Here is a 16,003-nt window from a genome sequence, read left to right on the forward strand (position 1 = left end):
ATGGGCCGCGCAAGGAAGGGCAGCGAGGACGGCATGGGGTCGGGGGGTGGGAACCAGCTCTTCCGCAACGCCTACGCGCTGATGCTGAACACCGGCATCTCCGGTGTCCTGGGCGTCGGCTTCTGGCTGGCCGCCGCGCACTACTACTCGGCGGACTCGGTCGGCCAGGGCTCCGCGGCCATCGCGGCGATGAAGTTCCTCGCGGGCATCACCGCCGTGACGCTGACCGGTGCCCTGGCCCGCTTCATACCGATCGCCGGGCGCGCCACCGGGCGCTTCATCTTCCGCACGTACGCGGGGAGTTCGGTCGCCGTCGCACTCGCGGCGGTCGTCTTCCTGCTGACGCTCGACGTATGGGGGCCCTCGTACCGCTTCCTGCACGGCCCGCTGCACGGGATCGGGTTCATCGCGGCCGTCATCGCCTGGTCACTGCTCACGCTCCAGGACGGCGTGCTCACCGGACTGCGCAACGCTCTGTGGGTACCGGTCGGCAATACCGTGTTCTCCACGGTGAAGCTGGGACTGCTCGTCGCGTTCGCCGCAGCCGTGCCGACGACCGGCGTCTTCGTGTCGTGGGTCGTCGCGATCGCGTTCTCCGTGGTGCCGCTGGGCTGGCTCGTCTTCAGACGGCTCGTGCCCCGGCGCATGGCGGCCACCGACGGCAAGACGAGCCCGCCGTCGCTGCGCGAGATGGGCCGCTTCCTTGCGGGCGACTACACGGGCTCGCTGTTCTCGCTGGCCGTGGTCTATCTCGTGCCGGTACTCATCGCCTCGCAGGTCAGCTCCGCCGACAACGCGTACTTCTACATCACCACCACGATCGGCGGCACGGTCAATCTGCTGGCCATCAACATGGGTGCCTCTCTGACCGTGGAGGGCTCGCACGATCCCGCGCAGCTCGCCGCGAACACCCGGGCCGCGCTGCGCCGGATGGCTCGCATCATGATCCCGGTCTGCGGACTGCTCTTCCTCCTCGCGCCGTACGTGCTGCACGTGTTCGGGCAGGACTACGCGGACGCGGCCACACCGCTGCTGCGCTGGTTCGCGGTCGGCGCGGCGCTGCGGGTGGTCATGGAGACGTACTTCGCGGTGCTGCGGGCGCAGAGCCGGACGTCCGGTCTGGCCTGGCTGCAGGGTCTGCTCTGCGTCCTGGTGCTCGGTCTGACACTGCTGCTCCTGCCCCGGATGGGGCTTACGGGGGCGGGCGTCGCCGAGATCTCCTCGCTCACCGTGATCGTGTCGATCGCCGCGCCGAAGCTGTGGCGCGTCGTGCGCGTCGCCCCCCGGGCGGCGTTCGTCGAGGACGCGGCGCCCGACGGCGACCTCGCCGACCTGGGCACGCCGAAGGTGCCGGCGGCCGCGCAGGAGAAGGGCCCGAAGTGGGCGCTGCGCGACGCGATGGACTCCGACACGCTGCATCTCGCGGTGCAGCTCAATCTGGACCACCAGGAGTGGCGCCCGGACGTCCGGCCGGGACCGGTCACGCCGCCGCGCGGCACGCAGCACCAGCCGACCTGGGCTCTCAAGACCCCCCGCGCGGGCGGGCGTTCGGCGCCCGCGGAACACACGGAGCCCGCAGAAGCCGCAGAACCCGTAGAGCTCGTGGAGGAAAAGCCCTCGGCCTCGCAGGCGTCGAGCGGCGGACACATCGAGGGCGGGTCCGGGGTGCCGGGGTCCCGGGAGACGGTCGATCTGTCGCGGAGGCGCGGCACCGGGCTCCTCGGCGCGGACGAGGGCGTCGACGCGCCCTTCACCACGCGGGAACCGGCGGCGCCCGCGCCCGGTCTCCCCGCGAAGCCGGCCGAACCGGTCGAGCCTGGCGAGCCGGTCGGGCCTGGCGAGCCGGCCGAGCCATCCCGGCGAACCGGCCGGCCGACCCCGGCCGTCGTCGTCCTGGCGCTGCTCCTCGTCGCGGCGCTCGGCCTGTACTGGGGTCCGGTCCTCGGGATGGGCGACGCGGACCTGGACGCGATGGGCGGGCTCGGGCTGATCTCGGTCCTGCCGCCCATGACGCTGCTCGGCGCCGCGCTGCTCATCGGCGTCTTCGCGTCCCTGCTCTGGCTCGAACGCCCCAACAGATGGCTGCTGTTGCTCACACTGCTCGCCACGGTCGTGTCGCTGCACGCGCTGCCCGCCGTCCTGGAGACGGAGCCGCGGTTCGCGACGGCCTGGCAGCACCTGGGCTTCATGGACTACATCGACCGTACGGGCTCCGCGGTGCCCGACCTGGACGCCCGGTGGAGCTGGCCCGGCTTCTTCGCTGCGGCCGCGTTCCTGGCGAAGGCCTGTGGCGTCAGCGATCTCACCGAGGTCATCCGCTGGTGGCCGACGGTGATCCAACTCCTGTACCTGGCGCCGATGTTCCTGCTGCTGCGGTCGGTCCGGGCGAGCTGGCGGGCCAAGTGGTCCGGCCTGTGGATCTTCGTCCTGAGCGGCTGGGTGGGCCAGGACTACTTCTCGCCGCAGGGCTTCACGTACCTCCTCTATCTGGTGTTCGTGGCGATCCTGCTGGTCTGGTTCCGGGCGCCTCGTGTGCTGTGGACCACGCGGCGGCCGGGCGAGCTGGAGGTCGAGCCGACGGACCGCCGCCAGCGCGCGGTGCTCCTCGGCGTCCTCATCGCCCTGTTCGCGGCGACCGTCCCGGCGCATCAGCTCACCCCGTTCGTGATGCTGGGCGTCCTCGCGGTGCTGGTCCTGGTGGGCCGCTCCGAACTGCGCGGCCTGCCGCTGCTGTTCGGCGTCATCGTCGTCGTCTGGCTCGGCTTCCTCGCGGAGCCGTACTGGTCGGGGCACTTCAACGACCTGTTCGGCGGCGTCGGCGGCGTCGGCGGCAACGTCACCTCCTCGGTCTCCGGCCGTATCCAGGGCGGCAGTTCGACGCACAAGCTGGTCCTGTACACGCGGGTGCTGCTCGCGGGCGGTGTGATGGCGTTCGCCTGCTACGGCTGGTGGCGGCGGCGCGACTGGAAGTACCGCGAACGCTCGCTCGTCGTGCTGACCTTCGTGCCGTTCCTGGGCTTCGGCATGCAGTCGTACGGCGGTGAGATGGCGCTGCGCGTCTTCATGTTCGCCCTGCCGGGAGCCGCGCTCCTGGCCGGCCTCGCGCTGTTCCCGCGCACGGGGGCGACCGCGAAGGAGCGGGACCGGGACCGGGTCGGTCTCGGCCCGCTGGCCGCGCTGATGGCCGGACTGCTGCTCATGGGCGGATTCCTGGTGGCCCGGTGGGGCAACGAGCCGTTCGAGCGGATCCTGCCGGGCGAGGTCGCGGCGATGGACTTCGTCTACGCCCACGACGACCCGACGGTCCGGCTGCTGTGGATGAGCAACGACACCGTAGACAACGTGACGCCGTCGCTTCCGTGGGGCGCCCGCGACATGGAGAAGGTCCAGTACGTGCCGACGCTCGCGCCGGTCGACCCGGTCCTGGTCGGCGGCCTCGTGAAGGCGCTCAAGGACGCGGGCCCGAACTCGTATCTGATGATCAACAAGAGTCAGGTCGTCTACCTCCAGCTCGACGTCGGCTACGCGAGGACGTGGCCGACCCGGCTCGTCCAGAACCTGGACAACCGCCAGGAGTTGAAGAAGGTCTACGTCAACGAGGACGTGACCATGTACCAGCTGCGCGAGGAGCCCGCCGGCGCGGTCGAGAAGGCGGCCCCGGGTCCGATCGGCCCGCAGATCACCTGGACGCCGTGGTCGGTGGTGGGCGCCCTGGCGGCGATCGCCCTGATCGTGCTGCTGACCGCGCGCGAAGCGGTCCGGGTCGCGGTGCGCCCGAGCATGCGGCAACAGCGCTGGCTGCAGTCCACGTTCTGGTTCTCACTGCCCCTGCTCGCGGTGGTCCTCGCGTCGCTGATCCAGCGGTTCATCACGATGGGTCTGCACTAGGACCTAGGGACCCAGTGGAGAGCGTCCCGTCCGTGCGCGGCCGGGACGCTCTACCGCCGCAGCCACTTCACCTCGTACCCCTGCATCTGGAACCGCTTGCCGTCGATCTTGGCGCTGATGGCCCGGTTCAGGGTGTTCACCACCAGGACGGCCTTGTCGTCGGCGAGCACCCGCACATTGGGCTTGTCGTCCGCGGCGATGTCCACGCGCCGGTACGTCGTCCCGGGACCGAACTCCTCGTTGAACGTGGCCACCAGGTCGTACATGGGAAGCGCGCCGCCCCCGGAGTCGCGGTCCGTGGGCCGCCACATGCAGCCGGCGCACGAACTGCCCTTCAGCGTCTCGGGGTTCCAGTAGAAACCGGAGGTGACGCCACCTCTCGCCATGGCCATCAGGCCAGCCGCCTGGACGGCGACGCGGTGCGGTTCGCTCCAGCCCTTGCGGGCGTCGTTCCTGTCCGCGGGCTCGACGTAGTACTCGGCCCACCACAGGGGCAGGTTCCCGGTCTGCCGCTCGATCCATCTGCTGACGTCGGTGAACTTGTCGGTGGCCTTGAACTCGTCGGGCAGCGGCTCGTCGTCGTTCGTGTAACTGGAGCCGTCCACCACGACGAAGTCGGCGCCCGCCTTGTTCTTGTTCCAGTACGCGAAGGCGTCGACGATCCGCTGGTCCAGGCGCCCCCAGGCGCCCTTGACGACATCAGAGGCCCCGTCGGTCTGCTTCGGATCGAGACTGTCCATGACCAGGTACGGGCCGCCGACCATGATGTCCTTGTCGACCTTTTTCAGCGCCTTGTAGACGAGGTTGTAGAGCTTCGTGTAGCCCTCGTAGTCCCAGCGGCCCTGCCCGTCGTTCCAGAAGCCCTTGAGCTCGTTCCACACGATGAAGTGGCGGACGTCGGGATAGCGCTTGGCGACCGTTGCCGCGAGGTTCGCGAAGTCCTGGAAGTGATCGGGGTCGGGCGCCTTCTCCAGGTTCGCCTGGCTCCAGTTCGTGTTGTCGACGCCCGCCCTGCCGCCCTTCATCCAGTCGGGCGCGCAGCACAGGGTGACCACGGGAGTGCCGCTCGACTTACGAATGAACTCGATCCGGCGGTCCATGTCCTCGAAGTCGTAACGCCCCTTTGCCGGCTCGGGGTTGTCCGCCCCCCAGCCCATGAGCGCCTCGTTCTGCGGCATCGGGCGCTCGCCGAGCAGCTTCTCGGCGCGCTCGGTGGCCACGTCGGAGCCCTCGTCCGCGGAGTGCTCGGTGTGGGTGAAACCCCAGCCGACCCGGGGCCCCGGCGCTTTCGCCGGCTTGGCCGGTGTGCCGTACACCTTGTCGCCGTCGGGCGTGGTGCCCGCGATGTTCACCGTGTTGTCGTGCAGGGTGCTGATCACCGTCAGCACCAGAGCCAAAACGGCCACCCCCACACCGATCAGGGCGGTGATCCGCCACCGCTGAGCCCCCGAATTCCACCCATGACGTCCCATCAAGGGCAAGGGTAACGAGCCGTGTTGGCGGAGGAACAGCTTCCGTTGCCACAGGATCGTCACAGGGTTCACCGCGGGACGCCTGGGGCGTGCTGCGGAAATCCCGTGCGGGCCGCGCGTTCGTGCCGGATCATGGCGGCATGTCTGCGAACCCATTCGACGCTCTGCCGGTCCGGCTGGGCGTCGACGACAGCGACTCGCCCTCCGATGTCGTCGACGCGTTGTTCCTGGGCCGCTTCGCCACGGGCGAGCAGCCGCACTCGCGCGCGGTGAACATCGACCGGGTCCGCTCCGGTGCCACGCTGCTGCCGCCGGACGCCCGCGTGCTGCGCTCCGCGCGCGACGACGACCGCAGCGCGACGCTCGCCGACGGCGACGGCTGGACGCTGCTGGTCTCCCGGTGGAACCGGGGCGCGGACGTCACGGTGACGGCGACGACGCCCGAACTGGCGGAGAAGGTGCTCGGGCAGGCGACGGACGGCGCGGCCGACGAGCCGGAACCGCAGCCGGAGAACGTGACCATGGGGTTCTGGTACGTGTCGCCGCGGCGCGGCCCGCACCGTACGACGCGGCAGATCTCGGCGGGCACCTGGGACGAGGTGCGGTCCAACTACACGGAACCCGTCGCCGAGGCCATGGACCAGCTGATGAAGACACGGCCCGAGGACATCGCGGGCCGGCTGCTCCTGCTGCACGGCCCGCCGGGCACGGGCAAGACGTCGGCGCTGCGCACGCTGGCGCGCTCCTGGCGGGACTGGTGCCAGGTGGACTGCGTGCTCGACCCCGAGCGGCTCTTCTCCGACGTCGGCTACCTGATGGACATCGCGATCGGCGAGGACGACGGGACGGCCAACGGCCGCTGGCGGCTGCTGCTCCTGGAGGACTGCGACGAGCTGATCCGCGGCGAGGCCAAGCACACGGCGGGCCAGGCGCTCTCCCGGCTGCTGAACCTGACGGACGGCCTGCTCGGCCAGGGCCGCAACGTGCTGGTGGGGGTCACCACCAACGAGGACCTGGAGCGCCTGCACCCCGCCGTGGTCCGCCCCGGCCGCTGCATGGCCCGGATCGAGGTGGGCCCGCTGACCCGCCGCGAAGCCACGAACTGGCTGGGCACGGAAGAGGGTCTCGGCCGCGAGGGCGCGACCCTGGCCGAGCTGTACGCGCTGCGCCGGGGCATCTCCCCGACGGCGGTGCCGGACCAGCGGGGCGGCACCGAAGCGGGGTTGTACCTGTAGCCCGCGCCTCAGGAGTACGCCGCGCGCACCGCGTCCCGTGCCGCGGCCAGCGCCGCCTCCTCGGAGAGCCCGAGCCGCCGGACCCGGTCGGCGAAGGCCTGCGCCGCGAGCGACGCCTCCCGGTCGGCGGCGTCCCCGGCGGCGGCGATCAGTGTGCCGTTGCGCCCCCGCGTCTCGATCACCCCGTCGGCCTCCAGGGCGCGGTACGCCTTGGCCACGGTGTTCGCTGCGAGCCCGAGCTCCTCGGCGAGGCCGCGCACGGTGGGGAGCCGGTAGCCGACGGGCAGGGCCCCGGCCCTGGCCTGCTCGGAGATCTGGGCCCGCACCTGCTCGTAGGGGGCGGCGCTGTCGTCAATGCGGATCTTCAGGGTCACGCGCCCGATTGTCCCGCAGCGCGGATCGTCCCGCAGCGCCGGCCGTAAAGGAGGGGCGCCCGGCCGTGGGCGGCACGTAACGTGCCGCCCATGACCGTGACCGTCCGCGCTCTGCGCCCCGGTGACCCGGCGGACGCCGAGGGTTTCGCCCGGGTCCGTCGGACCTGTCTGCCCGGGATGCTCGCCACGGCCGCGTCGGTCACGCACGACGCGGCGCACGCGCACCCCGACGCCCACTACCGCCAGCTGGTCGCGGTGGCCTGCGACGGTGAGCTGATCGGCACGGCGCAGGTCGGTCTCGCGTACGACAGCCCGGAGCCGGGCCAGGGCTACGCCAACGTGTACGTGCACCCGGACCGTGAAAGCCGTGGCGCGGGCGGCCTGCTGCTGCGGACGGCCGAGGAGCATCTGGCCCGGCACGGTGCGACGCGGGTCCACTGCTGGTCCCTGGACGGTCCGCGGAACCTCGCGTGGGCGGCGGCCCACGGCTACCGCAGGAGCCGCTCCGCGCACTTCCTGCGTCTGGATCTGACCGCCGACGCGTTGCCGCCCCTCCAAGTGCCGCCACCCGGCGTCGAGTTGCGCACGGCGGCTGATTTCGCGGCGGATCCGCGCCCGCTGTTCGCGCTGGACGCGGAGACCGCGGCCGACGAGCCCGGCGACATCGGGGCCGAACCGGCCGACCACGAGCACTGGTTGACGCACACCTGGCGCCACCCGCTCCTCGACCCCGCGCTGACGACGGTGGCGGTGGTGGACGGCCGCCCGGCCGCGTTCACCCTGGCCCACACGGACGGCGAGGGCCGCTACGCGAGCGGGATGACCGGCACGGCCCGCGCGCTGCGCGGCCGCGGCCTGGCCAAGCTCGCCAAGAACGACTCGCTGCACCGCGCCCGCGCGGCCGGCTGCACGGTGGCGTACACGGGCAACGACGCGGGCAACGAGCCGATGCTCGCGATCAACCGGTGGTTCGGCTACGAAATCGACGCGACGGAGGTCCGCCATGTCCGCACCCTCGGATCCTGAAGTGCACCGTGAAGTGGTGAACGTGCGGCTCGTCAAAGCGGGCCGCACAAAGATCGGTTACCCCGCGGAGCTGCTGTCCGACGACGGCGCACACGTCGCCGTGCGCGCCGACTGGGCGGGCGAGGACGTGCGCGACTTCGGCTTCGTGCGCTTCGAGCCCGGCGACGTGTTCACGGAGCACTACTGGCGCGACCGCTGGTACGCGATCAAGGAGGTCAGGTCGGGCGACGGCACGCTGAAGGGCTGGTACTGCGACATCACCCGCCCCGCGGTCCGCGACGACAGCGGCGACATCGTCTCCGTCGACCTGGACCTCGACCTGTGGGTGTCGGCCGACGGCACGCGGGTGATCCGCCTGGACGAGGACGAGTTCGCGCAGAGCGGCCTCACCGAACGGGACCCGGCCGCAGCCGAAGCGGCGACCCGGGCCCTGGACGATCTCGAACTGCTGGCGCGGGACGGGAGGTTCACGGCGCTGCTGCGCTGAGCGGCCGCCTTCCGGTCAGCGTCCCGTCGCGACCACCGCGTACCGCTCGTCCCGCACCGCTCTCCCCCACAGCCGCGCGTCGGGAGACAACTCCTCGTGCCGTACGTCGTCGGCCAGGTCCCGCACCAGGCCGACCAGCCGGGTCGCCGGTATCCCCGCGGGGCTCACCTCGCCCCACACCCCCTCGACCAGCACGAGCCGCCCCCCGGGCCGCAGCAATGTCACCCAGTGCCGCAGAGCGACCGCCGGGTCGGGCAGCGCCCACAGCACGTGCCGGGCGAGCACCGCGTCGTACGAGGCCGCCGGTACGGGAGGTGACGCCGCGTCCCCGACCAGGAACTCCGCGTCATGCCCGGCGAGCTTCTGGCGGGCCCGCTCCACCATGTTCGGCGCGAAGTCCACGCCGGTCACGCGGTGTCCCCGCTCGGCCGCGAGGAGCGACACGGAACCCGTGCCGCAGCCGAGGTCCAGGAGGTCGCCGGGGGCCTGCGGAAGCCAGCCCGCGAGGCGCCCCGCCCAGGCGGCGCGGACCTCGGGGTCCCGCATGCCGTGGTCGGGTTCGTCGTCGAAATCGGCCGCCGCCGCGTCCCATTCGATGCTTCCCAGTGAGTGCGTCATCCCCACATCGTGACAACCGCCACTGACAATTGCGCTTCGATGAGCAACGCTCCGGGAACAGGTCTACAACGGCAGCAGGTTGGAACCCGTGTAGGTACAGGAGGCACGATGCGCCGAGTGACCATGCACAAGCCCACCGGAGCGAGCACCATCACGCGCCGGCTGCGGGAAGAGGCGACCGAGACGGCGCGCGAGCGTCCGGAGGTCCGCAAGGATGTGCGCAGGACGTGGTGGCCCGACGAGTAGGCGGGACGGTCAGATGCGAGTGAGACGCTTGCGGTAGTGGATGCGGTCGTAGGGGCCGTCGGTCCGGCGCTCCACGACCTCGTATCCGTACCGCGGATAGAGCCTCCGGTTCTCCACCATCGACGCGTTGGTGCAGAGCCGTACTTCGGGCAGCCCCGAAGCGCGCGCGTGCTCGTCGACGAAGGCGAGCAGGGCGCGGCCCACTCCCTGTCCGTGGGCGTCGGGGTGGACCGCGATGCTGTCGAGGAAGAGATGGTCCTGGCGCGCCTCGACGACGACCAGGCCGATCACCTCCGGGTTCCCTGTCACGTGCACCCGGCCCGCCGCCACGTTCGCCGCGTGGTCCGCCTCCATGGGCTGGGGCACGACGCCGATGCGCGCGATGCAGGGCTGGTACGCCGCGTCGGTGACGGCTTTGACGGCCGGTACGTCCGCCGCGTCGGCGCGGCGGATCGTATGGGGTTCGCTGCTCATGCCGCCTTGTCTACGTCACTCCCCCTCCCCCGCACCACCGGCTTCTTCAGCAGTTTCTTCGCCAGTGGCCAGGCCACGATGAGCAGGACAAGGGCGTAGACCGTCACGGAGAACGGGGTGTCGACGAGCCCGCTGACGCTCCCGTCGCTGATCTGCAGGGCGCGGCGCAGTTGTTGTTCCGCGTTCGGGCCGAGGATGACGCCGATGACGGCGGGCAGGACGGGCAGCCCGTAGCGGCGCATGCCGAAGCCGATGAGGCCGATGACGAGGAGGATGACGAGGTCCAGGGACTCGCCGCCGACCGCGTACGCGCCGACCGCGGCGAAGAAGAGGATTCCGGCGTAGAGGTAGGGGCGCGGGATGCGCAGCAGTTTCGCCCAGACCGGGGCCAGCGGCAGGTTCAGGGCGAGGAGCAGGACCATGCCGACGAAGAGGGACGCGATGAGACCCCAGACGAGGTCGGGTTCGCGTTCGAAGAGGAGCGGGCCCGGCTGGATGCCGTACTGCTGGAAGGCGGCCAGCATCACCGCGGCGACGGCCGTTGTCGGCAGGCCGAGCGTGAGCATCGAGACGAGCGTGCCGGCGGCCGACGCGGAGGACGCGGACTCGGGGCCCGCCACTCCCTCGATGGCACCCTTGCCCCATTCGTCCTTGTGCTGGGAGAGGCGCTTCTCGGTGACATAGGAGAGGAAGGTGGGGATCTCGGCGCCGCCGGCGGGGATCGCGCCGAACGGGAAGCCGATGAGCGGGCCGCGCAGCCAGGACTTCCAGGTGCGCCGCACATCCGCCTTGCCGAGCCAGGGGCGGCCGACGGGGATGGCCTCGCCGCTGGTGCGGCGCAGGTGCGCGGCGACCCACAGGGCTTCGCCGATCGCGAAGAGGCCGACCGCGACGATGACGACGTCGACGCCGTCGGCGAGCTGCAAGGAGCCGAAGGTGAGCCGCTGTTGGCCGGTCATCTGGTCGAGGCCGACCAGGCCGATGGTGAGTCCGATGAGGAGCGAGGCGAGGCCGCGTACGCGCGAGGAGCCGAGCACGGACGTCACGGCGATGAACGCGAGGACCATGATGGCGAAGTAGTCGGGCGCGCCGATGTCGACGGCGAGCGAGGCGACCTTGGGCGCGAGCGCGACGAGCAGGACGGTGCCGATCATGCCGCCGGCGAAGTGCCCGATGGCGGCGGCCGCGAGGGCCTGTGCCCCGCGTCCGGCCTTCGCCATGGGGTTGCCCTCCATGGCGGCGACGACGGCGGCGCTCTCACCCGGGGTGTTGAGCAGGATGGAGGTCGTCGAGCCGCCGAACATGGCGCCGTAGTAGATGCCCGCGAACATGATGAACGCGCCGGTGGGTTCGAGTCCGTACGTCACCGGGAGGAGCAGGGCGACCGCCATGGCCGGGCCGATCCCGGGCAGTACGCCGATGGCCGTGCCGAGCAGGACGCCGATCGCGGCCCAGAGCAGGTTGATGGGCGTGAGGGCGGTACCGAAGCCGTCCATGAGGGAGTTGAGGGCGTTCATGGCGTCACAGCGCTCCCATCAGGGGGCCGCCCGGCAGGGGGACGCCGAGCAGATTGTTGAAGACGGCGTAGGTGAGCAGGGAGAGTCCGGCGGCGATCAGCGGGTCGCGTGGCAGGTGGCGGCTGCCGAGTGCGTACGCGGCGCCCCAGAACAGCAGCGCGCCCGCGATGGGGAAGCCGAGCGGTTCGATGAGTACGGCGGTGGCGAGGAAGACGCCGGCGAGGAGCAGGACCGTGCGCCAGTCGGCGGGTGCGGACAGGTCGATGTCCTCGCCGCCCTCGGCCTCGCCGCGGCCGCCGCGCAGGACGTCGACGGCGAGCAGGACGGCGACGACGAGCAGGCCGATGCCGACGACGACGGGCACGGTCTTCGGGCCGACGGGTCCGCGCTGGGTGAGGTCGACGTCCATGGTGAGCGCGTCGGTGAGGACGAGCGCGCCGAGCGCCGACAGCAGGACGCAGACGCCGAGTTCGGAGTGGTCGCGCAGCCAGGCACGCCGGGTCCGGGGCTGTTCCGGGGTCTCGGTGAGCGTCACAGCCCCAGCTCCTTCAGTACGGACACGACGTTCTTGTCCTGGGCGGCGAGGAAGGTCCCGAAGTCGTCGCCGACGAGGAACGCGTCGTCCCATCCGTTCTTCTTCAGGGACTGCTTCCATTCCTTCGAGGCGTGCAACTTCCTTACGAGCGCGGTGAGTTTGGAGCGCTGGGTGTCGGAGAGGCCGGGTGGGGCGACGATGCCGCGCCAGTTGGTGAAGTCGACGTCGTAGCCGGACTCCTTGAGCGTGGGGCCGTCGAGGCCCGCGACGCGCTCGGGTCCGGTGACGGCGAGGAGGCGCAGTTCGCCGCTCTTGATCTGGTCGAGGTACTCGCCGACGCCGGAGACGCCGAAGGCGACCTTGTTGCCGAGGATGGAGGCGAGGAGTTCGCCGCCGCCGTCGAAGGGGATGTAGTTGACCTTCTTGGGGGCGATGCCGGCGGCCCGCGCCATCAGCATCGGGGCGAGGTGGTCGGGGCCGCCGGGCGACGAGCCGCCGCCGACGGGCAGCTTCCCGGGGTTCTTCTTCCAGGCGTCGACGAGTTGCCCGATGTCCTTGTACGGGGAGTTCTTGGCGACCACGACGACGTCCGCCTCTTCGGTGAGGCGGGCGATGGGCGTGGTGTCGGCGAGGGTCTTCGGTGCGTGGTTGGAGCGGGCGGCGCCGACGACGCCGAGGCCCATGGACATGGCGAGCTTGCCGTTGCCGTGTTCGCCGACGAGCCGGGTCAGACCGACGGTGCCGCCGGCCCCCGGCAGGTTGAACACCTCGATGTTGTGGGTGAGTCCGGCGTCCTCGGCGTTCTTCGCGGCGGTGCGCGCGGTGATGTCGTAGCCGCCGCCGGGCGTGTTGGGGACCATGAGCCGCAGGCCGGGGATCTGTGTGCCGGTGTCGGCGCCGCTGCCCGTGGTGAGCAGCGGCGGACCCACCAGGACGAGAGCCGCGGCCCCGAGCAGGGCGAGGGGTGTGCGCAGGCGCACGGGTGCCACCACCTGTCGAGATACGGGGTTCCGGGTTGTGAGGTGGCCCACATGTTGCCCAGGCGTTGACGGCCTGTCTCTCTTCCGCAAGCAAGGAACGTTGTGGTCCTTGTGGTCGCGCACCTACCCTGCGCCAGTGACAAAGGTGCTGGTCGTGGACGACGACTTCATGGTCGCCAAGCTGCACAGCCGGTACGTGTCCGCGCTGGACGGATTCGTGGTGGCCGGGGTGGCGCACAGCGGCGCGGAGGCTTTGCGCGCCGCCGATGCGGTACGTCCCGATCTGGTGCTGCTCGACGTGTATCTGCCGGACATGGACGGCATCGACGTGCTGCGGGAGCTGCGGGCGGCGGAGGAGCGGGACCCCTCGCGCGCGCCGGTGGACGCGCTGTTCATCACGGCGGCGCGGGACGCGGAGATCGTGCGGGCGGCGTTGCGCGCCGGGGCGCTGCACTACCTCATCAAACCGTTCAACCAGGCCGCTCTGCAGGAGCAGTTGCGGCACGTGGCGGCGATGCGGGCGCGGCTCGACGGTCTCGGCGAGGCTCGTCAGGAGGACGTCGACCAGATCTTCGGGGCGCGTCCGCCGGGCTCCCGGGAGCTTCCGAAGGGCCTGGCCGCGCACACCGCGGAGCTGGTGGAGCGCACCCTGCGCGCCCACCCGGAGGGGCTGTCGGCCGCGGAGTGCGCCCTGGAGGCGGGCTCCTTGTCGCGGGTGAGCGCCCGTCGGTACCTGGAGTTCTTCGCCGTCACGGGCCGGGCCCGGGTGTCGCTCCGCTACGGGGGCACGGGGCGGCCCGAGCGCCGGTACCGGTGGACTGCCTGAGCACAGTCTGAGCCCGGCCTTAAGCGCGCCATAAAGATCCACTCAGGGGCTCCGGAAGGGGCGATCGGCGCGATTTCCCGGGCTAACTTCGCTGTCACCGGGGTCCGTTCGGCACAGCAGCGAACGGCACCTCCCCCCACCCCTGTGCCGCCGATCAAGGAGTTCCCCATGGCCTTCCCCAAGCTCTCCACTACGTTCGAGCAGGGGATACCCCAACGCCGCAAAATCGTCGCCCTCGCCGCCACCGGCGTCGTCCCGCTCGCCCTCACCGTCCTGTCCGCCACGCCCGCCGCGGCGCACGGCACGCTCGGCGACCCGGCCAGCCGGGTCGCGGCCTGCTACGCCGAGGGGGCCGAGAACCCCACGTCGGCGGCGTGCAAGGCGGCGGTCGCCGCGGGCGGCTCGCAGGCCCTGTACGACTGGAACGGCATCCGGGACGGCGAGGCCGGCGGCAAGTCCCAGGAGCGCATCCCGGACGGCAAGCTGTGCTCGGCGAACTCCGACGAGTTCAAGGGCCTGGACCTGGCCCGCGACGACTGGCCCGCCACGAAGGTCTCGGCGGGCTCGTACACCTTCAAGTACAAGGTGACCGCCCAGCACAAGGGCACCTTCAACCTGTACATGACGAAGCAGAGCTACGACGCCTCCAAGCCGCTGGCCTGGTCCGACCTGGACCTGCAGAACCCGGTCGCGACGAGCACGGATCCGACGGCCGAGGGCGGCTTCTACACCTTCTCCGGCAAGCTGCCCGAGCGCACGGGCCGCCAGCTGATCTACGGCATCTGGCAGCGGTCGGACAGCCCGGAGGCGTTCTACTCCTGCTCGGACGTGGCGTACGACGGCAGCGGCTCCGCCGCCTCGGGCGCGGCTCCGGCGGCGTCCACGCCGTCCGACGAGCAGATCGCGGAGGACGCCGACAAGTCGACGGTCGACCACAGCGGCATGGACATGAGCGGCGACGGCACCGCGACGCACGAGGGCCACGACTCGGCGTCCCCGGCCGCGGGCGACACCGCGGGTGACGACGCCGGCACGAGCGGCGGTTCGGGCGAGCAGCTCGCCGCGCAGGGCACCACGGAGAACCTCGCCGAGACCGGCGGCGACTCCACCACCGCGTACATCGCGATGGGCGGCGCGGCCGCCCTGGCGGTCGGCGCGGCGGGCATGTTCGCCTCGGTGCGCCGCCGCGCGGTGGCGGGCGGCCGGCACAGCCGCTGACCCGCACCCTTGATACGGGGCCGCCGTCTCCCTGCCCTGCGGGAGGCGGCGGCCCTCAACTGTGCTCTCACGCCTGCTAGTTGAAGCAGTCGGTCCTGGTGGCGTGCGCGGGGTCGAGGGCGTTCGCGACCTCGTGGTAGGCGACGAGGTCGACGGTGCCGATCGTCACGTGCTCGGAGAGGTCGACGGGGCAGAGGTCCTGCACCACGACGTTGCGCACGTCGGGTCCGTCGAGGAACTGGGTCCGGTACGGGGTGACGACCTCGTCGTACTTGGTGGCGATGACGGTGTAGTGGACGCCGGGCACGGTGTCGCCGCCCGCGTTGAGCTTCGTGACGAAGTCGGATCCGGCGATCTGGTCGGCGAGGCCCGGCGTCGCGAGCGTCAACAGCGGTTCCACGCCCGGGAAGTAGGGAAGCAGCTCGGTCAGGCCGCTCAGGGTCGTGCCGTGGTTGTCGGGCGCGATGCCGACCAGCGCGTTCACCTCGGCGGCGCCGCCGAGGAACTTCAGGTAGTAGCGCGGCATCATGCCGCCCTGCGAGTGCCCGACGAGGTCGACCTTGGCGACGCCGGTGGCGCCGCGCACCTTGTCGACGAAGGCGTCCAGCTGTTCGGCGGACTTCGCGATCGGCCCGAGCCCGTTGAAGAGGGGCACGCCGGGCAGCTGCCCGTAGTCCAGTGAGAAGACGCAGTAACCGCGCTTGACCAGGTAAGGCGCGAGGACGAGCCAGTTGTCGACGGAGTTGCCGAACGTGCCGTGGACGAGGACGACGGGCCGCGGATGCGCGGCCGACGGCTTGCAGGAGTAGTCGTTCCAGCCGCTGGTGGGCGCGGTGGCCGCGTGCGCGGCGGTGAGGGGGGTGGCGGTGGCGGCGAACAGCGCGGCGGCGACGGTCGCGGCGCGCAGCGCCCGCCGCCAGCTGTTTCTGGGCAGCATGCTTTTGGGCAGCATCGTGAATCTCCTTGCGGCTCAAGGGAGTTGCACGGGCGTGACTCGGGGGCGCACGGGCGGTGCGCGGAGGTTGCCAGGGGCTGCACGGAACTTGCTGTGCTCACGTCAAGTTACGCGCCGGTAGTACAGGCGTGAAGTTACGCGTCGGTAAAAAC

At 71.2% G+C, this 16,003-nt stretch carries 15 protein-coding genes; 7 read left to right on the forward strand and 8 right to left on the reverse strand.

Annotation, left to right across the window (positions count from 1 at the left end; all coding sequences use genetic code 11):
• Nucleotides 1-3,888, forward strand: coding sequence for a lipopolysaccharide biosynthesis protein (locus AB0J02_RS20410; protein ID WP_363195197.1), 3,888 nt, complete (start codon nucleotides 1-3; stop codon nucleotides 3,886-3,888).
• Nucleotides 3,889-3,938: 50 nt separating this feature from the next.
• On the opposite strand, the gene AB0J02_RS20415 is transcribed toward AB0J02_RS20410, so the two are convergent.
• Nucleotides 3,939-5,360 (reverse strand): xylan 1,4-beta-xylosidase, encoded by a 1,422-nt coding sequence (locus AB0J02_RS20415; protein WP_363195106.1) that lies wholly within the window; start codon nucleotides 5,358-5,360, stop codon nucleotides 3,939-3,941.
• 140 nt (nucleotides 5,361-5,500) lie between these two features.
• Here AB0J02_RS20415 and AB0J02_RS20420 point away from each other — a divergent pair, with 140 nt between their 5' ends.
• Nucleotides 5,501-6,595, forward strand: coding sequence for a DUF5925 domain-containing protein (locus AB0J02_RS20420; RefSeq protein WP_363195107.1), 1,095 nt, complete (start codon nucleotides 5,501-5,503; stop codon nucleotides 6,593-6,595).
• A gap of 8 nt (nucleotides 6,596-6,603) precedes the next feature.
• Here AB0J02_RS20420 and AB0J02_RS20425 read toward each other — a convergent pair whose 3' ends face one another.
• On the reverse strand, nucleotides 6,604-6,969 hold the full coding sequence (locus AB0J02_RS20425) for a GntR family transcriptional regulator (RefSeq protein ID WP_363195108.1): 366 nt from the start codon (nucleotides 6,967-6,969) through the stop codon (nucleotides 6,604-6,606).
• Nucleotides 6,970-7,059: 90 nt separating this feature from the next.
• Between AB0J02_RS20425 and AB0J02_RS20430 the strand changes: the two genes are divergently transcribed.
• Together AB0J02_RS20430 and AB0J02_RS20435 are read left to right on the forward strand one after the other, a co-directional pair.
• The gene (locus tag AB0J02_RS20430) at nucleotides 7,060-7,995 is read left to right on the forward strand and encodes a GNAT family N-acetyltransferase (RefSeq protein WP_363195109.1); all 936 of its coding nucleotides are present in this window, start codon (nucleotides 7,060-7,062) and stop codon (nucleotides 7,993-7,995) included.
• Nucleotides 7,973-8,482, forward strand: coding sequence for a DUF402 domain-containing protein (locus AB0J02_RS20435; protein ID WP_363195110.1), 510 nt, complete (start codon nucleotides 7,973-7,975; stop codon nucleotides 8,480-8,482). The genes AB0J02_RS20430 and AB0J02_RS20435 overlap by 23 nt, the downstream gene beginning before the upstream one ends.
• Before the next feature lie 15 nt (nucleotides 8,483-8,497).
• Here AB0J02_RS20435 and AB0J02_RS20440 read toward each other — a convergent pair whose 3' ends face one another.
• The gene (locus AB0J02_RS20440) at nucleotides 8,498-9,100 is read right to left on the reverse strand and encodes a class I SAM-dependent methyltransferase (protein WP_363195111.1); all 603 of its coding nucleotides are present in this window, start codon (nucleotides 9,098-9,100) and stop codon (nucleotides 8,498-8,500) included.
• Nucleotides 9,101-9,208: 108 nt separating this feature from the next.
• Between AB0J02_RS20440 and AB0J02_RS20445 the strand changes: the two genes are divergently transcribed.
• Nucleotides 9,209-9,346 carry a hypothetical protein gene (locus tag AB0J02_RS20445; RefSeq protein ID WP_363195112.1) on the forward strand — a complete coding sequence of 46 codons (138 nt, stop codon included), beginning with the start codon at nucleotides 9,209-9,211 and terminating at the stop codon, nucleotides 9,344-9,346.
• Nucleotides 9,347-9,355: 9 nt separating this feature from the next.
• Here the strand turns inward: AB0J02_RS20445 and AB0J02_RS20450 are convergent, their stop codons facing one another.
• From AB0J02_RS20450 to AB0J02_RS20465, 4 genes are read right to left on the reverse strand one after another with little or no spacing between them, the layout of a single operon-like run.
• Nucleotides 9,356-9,820, reverse strand: coding sequence for a GNAT family N-acetyltransferase (locus AB0J02_RS20450; RefSeq protein WP_363195113.1), 465 nt, complete (start codon nucleotides 9,818-9,820; stop codon nucleotides 9,356-9,358).
• Nucleotides 9,817-11,337 carry a tripartite tricarboxylate transporter permease gene (locus AB0J02_RS20455; RefSeq protein WP_363195114.1) on the reverse strand — a complete coding sequence of 507 codons (1,521 nt, stop codon included), beginning with the start codon at nucleotides 11,335-11,337 and terminating at the stop codon, nucleotides 9,817-9,819. The genes AB0J02_RS20450 and AB0J02_RS20455 overlap by 4 nt, the downstream gene beginning before the upstream one ends.
• Nucleotides 11,338-11,341: 4 nt before the next feature.
• On the reverse strand, nucleotides 11,342-11,872 hold the full coding sequence (locus AB0J02_RS20460; protein WP_363195115.1) for a tripartite tricarboxylate transporter TctB family protein: 531 nt from the start codon (nucleotides 11,870-11,872) through the stop codon (nucleotides 11,342-11,344).
• Nucleotides 11,869-12,852 (reverse strand): tripartite tricarboxylate transporter substrate binding protein, encoded by a 984-nt coding sequence (locus AB0J02_RS20465; RefSeq protein ID WP_363195116.1) that lies wholly within the window; start codon nucleotides 12,850-12,852, stop codon nucleotides 11,869-11,871. Before AB0J02_RS20465 ends, AB0J02_RS20460 begins: the two co-directional genes overlap by 4 nt.
• 136 nt (nucleotides 12,853-12,988) lie before the next feature.
• Here AB0J02_RS20465 and AB0J02_RS20470 point away from each other — a divergent pair, with 136 nt between their 5' ends.
• Both AB0J02_RS20470 and AB0J02_RS20475 read left to right on the forward strand, forming a co-directional pair.
• The gene (locus AB0J02_RS20470) at nucleotides 12,989-13,678 is read left to right on the forward strand and encodes a response regulator (RefSeq protein WP_363195117.1); all 690 of its coding nucleotides are present in this window, start codon (nucleotides 12,989-12,991) and stop codon (nucleotides 13,676-13,678) included.
• A gap of 168 nt (nucleotides 13,679-13,846) precedes the next feature.
• Nucleotides 13,847-14,896: a lytic polysaccharide monooxygenase gene (locus AB0J02_RS20475; RefSeq protein WP_363195118.1), complete on the forward strand. Its 1,050-nt coding sequence runs from the start codon at nucleotides 13,847-13,849 to the stop codon at nucleotides 14,894-14,896.
• A gap of 76 nt (nucleotides 14,897-14,972) precedes the next feature.
• Here AB0J02_RS20475 and AB0J02_RS20480 read toward each other — a convergent pair whose 3' ends face one another.
• Nucleotides 14,973-15,833, reverse strand: coding sequence for an alpha/beta fold hydrolase (locus AB0J02_RS20480; RefSeq protein WP_363195198.1), 861 nt, complete (start codon nucleotides 15,831-15,833; stop codon nucleotides 14,973-14,975).
• Nucleotides 15,834-16,003: the final 170 nt, after the last annotated feature.

The sequence above is a fragment of the Streptomyces sp. NPDC050264 genome (assembly GCF_040655895.1).
Lineage (GTDB): Bacteria > Actinomycetota > Actinomycetes > Streptomycetales > Streptomycetaceae > Streptomyces.

Bases quoted from the DNA above. Each gene is read 5' to 3' on its own strand.
- AB0J02_RS20445 (WP_363195112.1), top strand. From the start codon at position 9,209: ATGCGCCGAGTGACCATGCACAAGCCCACCGGAGCGAGCACCATCACG.
- AB0J02_RS20435 (WP_363195110.1), top strand. From the start codon at position 7,973: ATGTCCGCACCCTCGGATCCTGAAGTGCACCGTGAAGTGGTGAACGTG.
- AB0J02_RS20415 (WP_363195106.1), bottom strand. From the start codon at position 5,360: ATGGGACGTCATGGGTGGAATTCGGGGGCTCAGCGGTGGCGGATCACC.
- AB0J02_RS20410 (WP_363195197.1), top strand. From the start codon at position 1: ATGGGCCGCGCAAGGAAGGGCAGCGAGGACGGCATGGGGTCGGGGGGT.
- AB0J02_RS20480 (WP_363195198.1), bottom strand. From the start codon at position 15,833: ATGCTGCCCAGAAACAGCTGGCGGCGGGCGCTGCGCGCCGCGACCGTC.
- AB0J02_RS20440 (WP_363195111.1), bottom strand. From the start codon at position 9,100: ATGACGCACTCACTGGGAAGCATCGAATGGGACGCGGCGGCGGCCGAT.
- AB0J02_RS20455 (WP_363195114.1), bottom strand. From the start codon at position 11,337: ATGAACGCCCTCAACTCCCTCATGGACGGCTTCGGTACCGCCCTCACG.
- AB0J02_RS20420 (WP_363195107.1), top strand. From the start codon at position 5,501: ATGTCTGCGAACCCATTCGACGCTCTGCCGGTCCGGCTGGGCGTCGAC.
- AB0J02_RS20475 (WP_363195118.1), top strand. From the start codon at position 13,847: ATGGCCTTCCCCAAGCTCTCCACTACGTTCGAGCAGGGGATACCCCAA.
- AB0J02_RS20430 (WP_363195109.1), top strand. From the start codon at position 7,060: ATGACCGTGACCGTCCGCGCTCTGCGCCCCGGTGACCCGGCGGACGCC.
- AB0J02_RS20450 (WP_363195113.1), bottom strand. From the start codon at position 9,820: ATGAGCAGCGAACCCCATACGATCCGCCGCGCCGACGCGGCGGACGTA.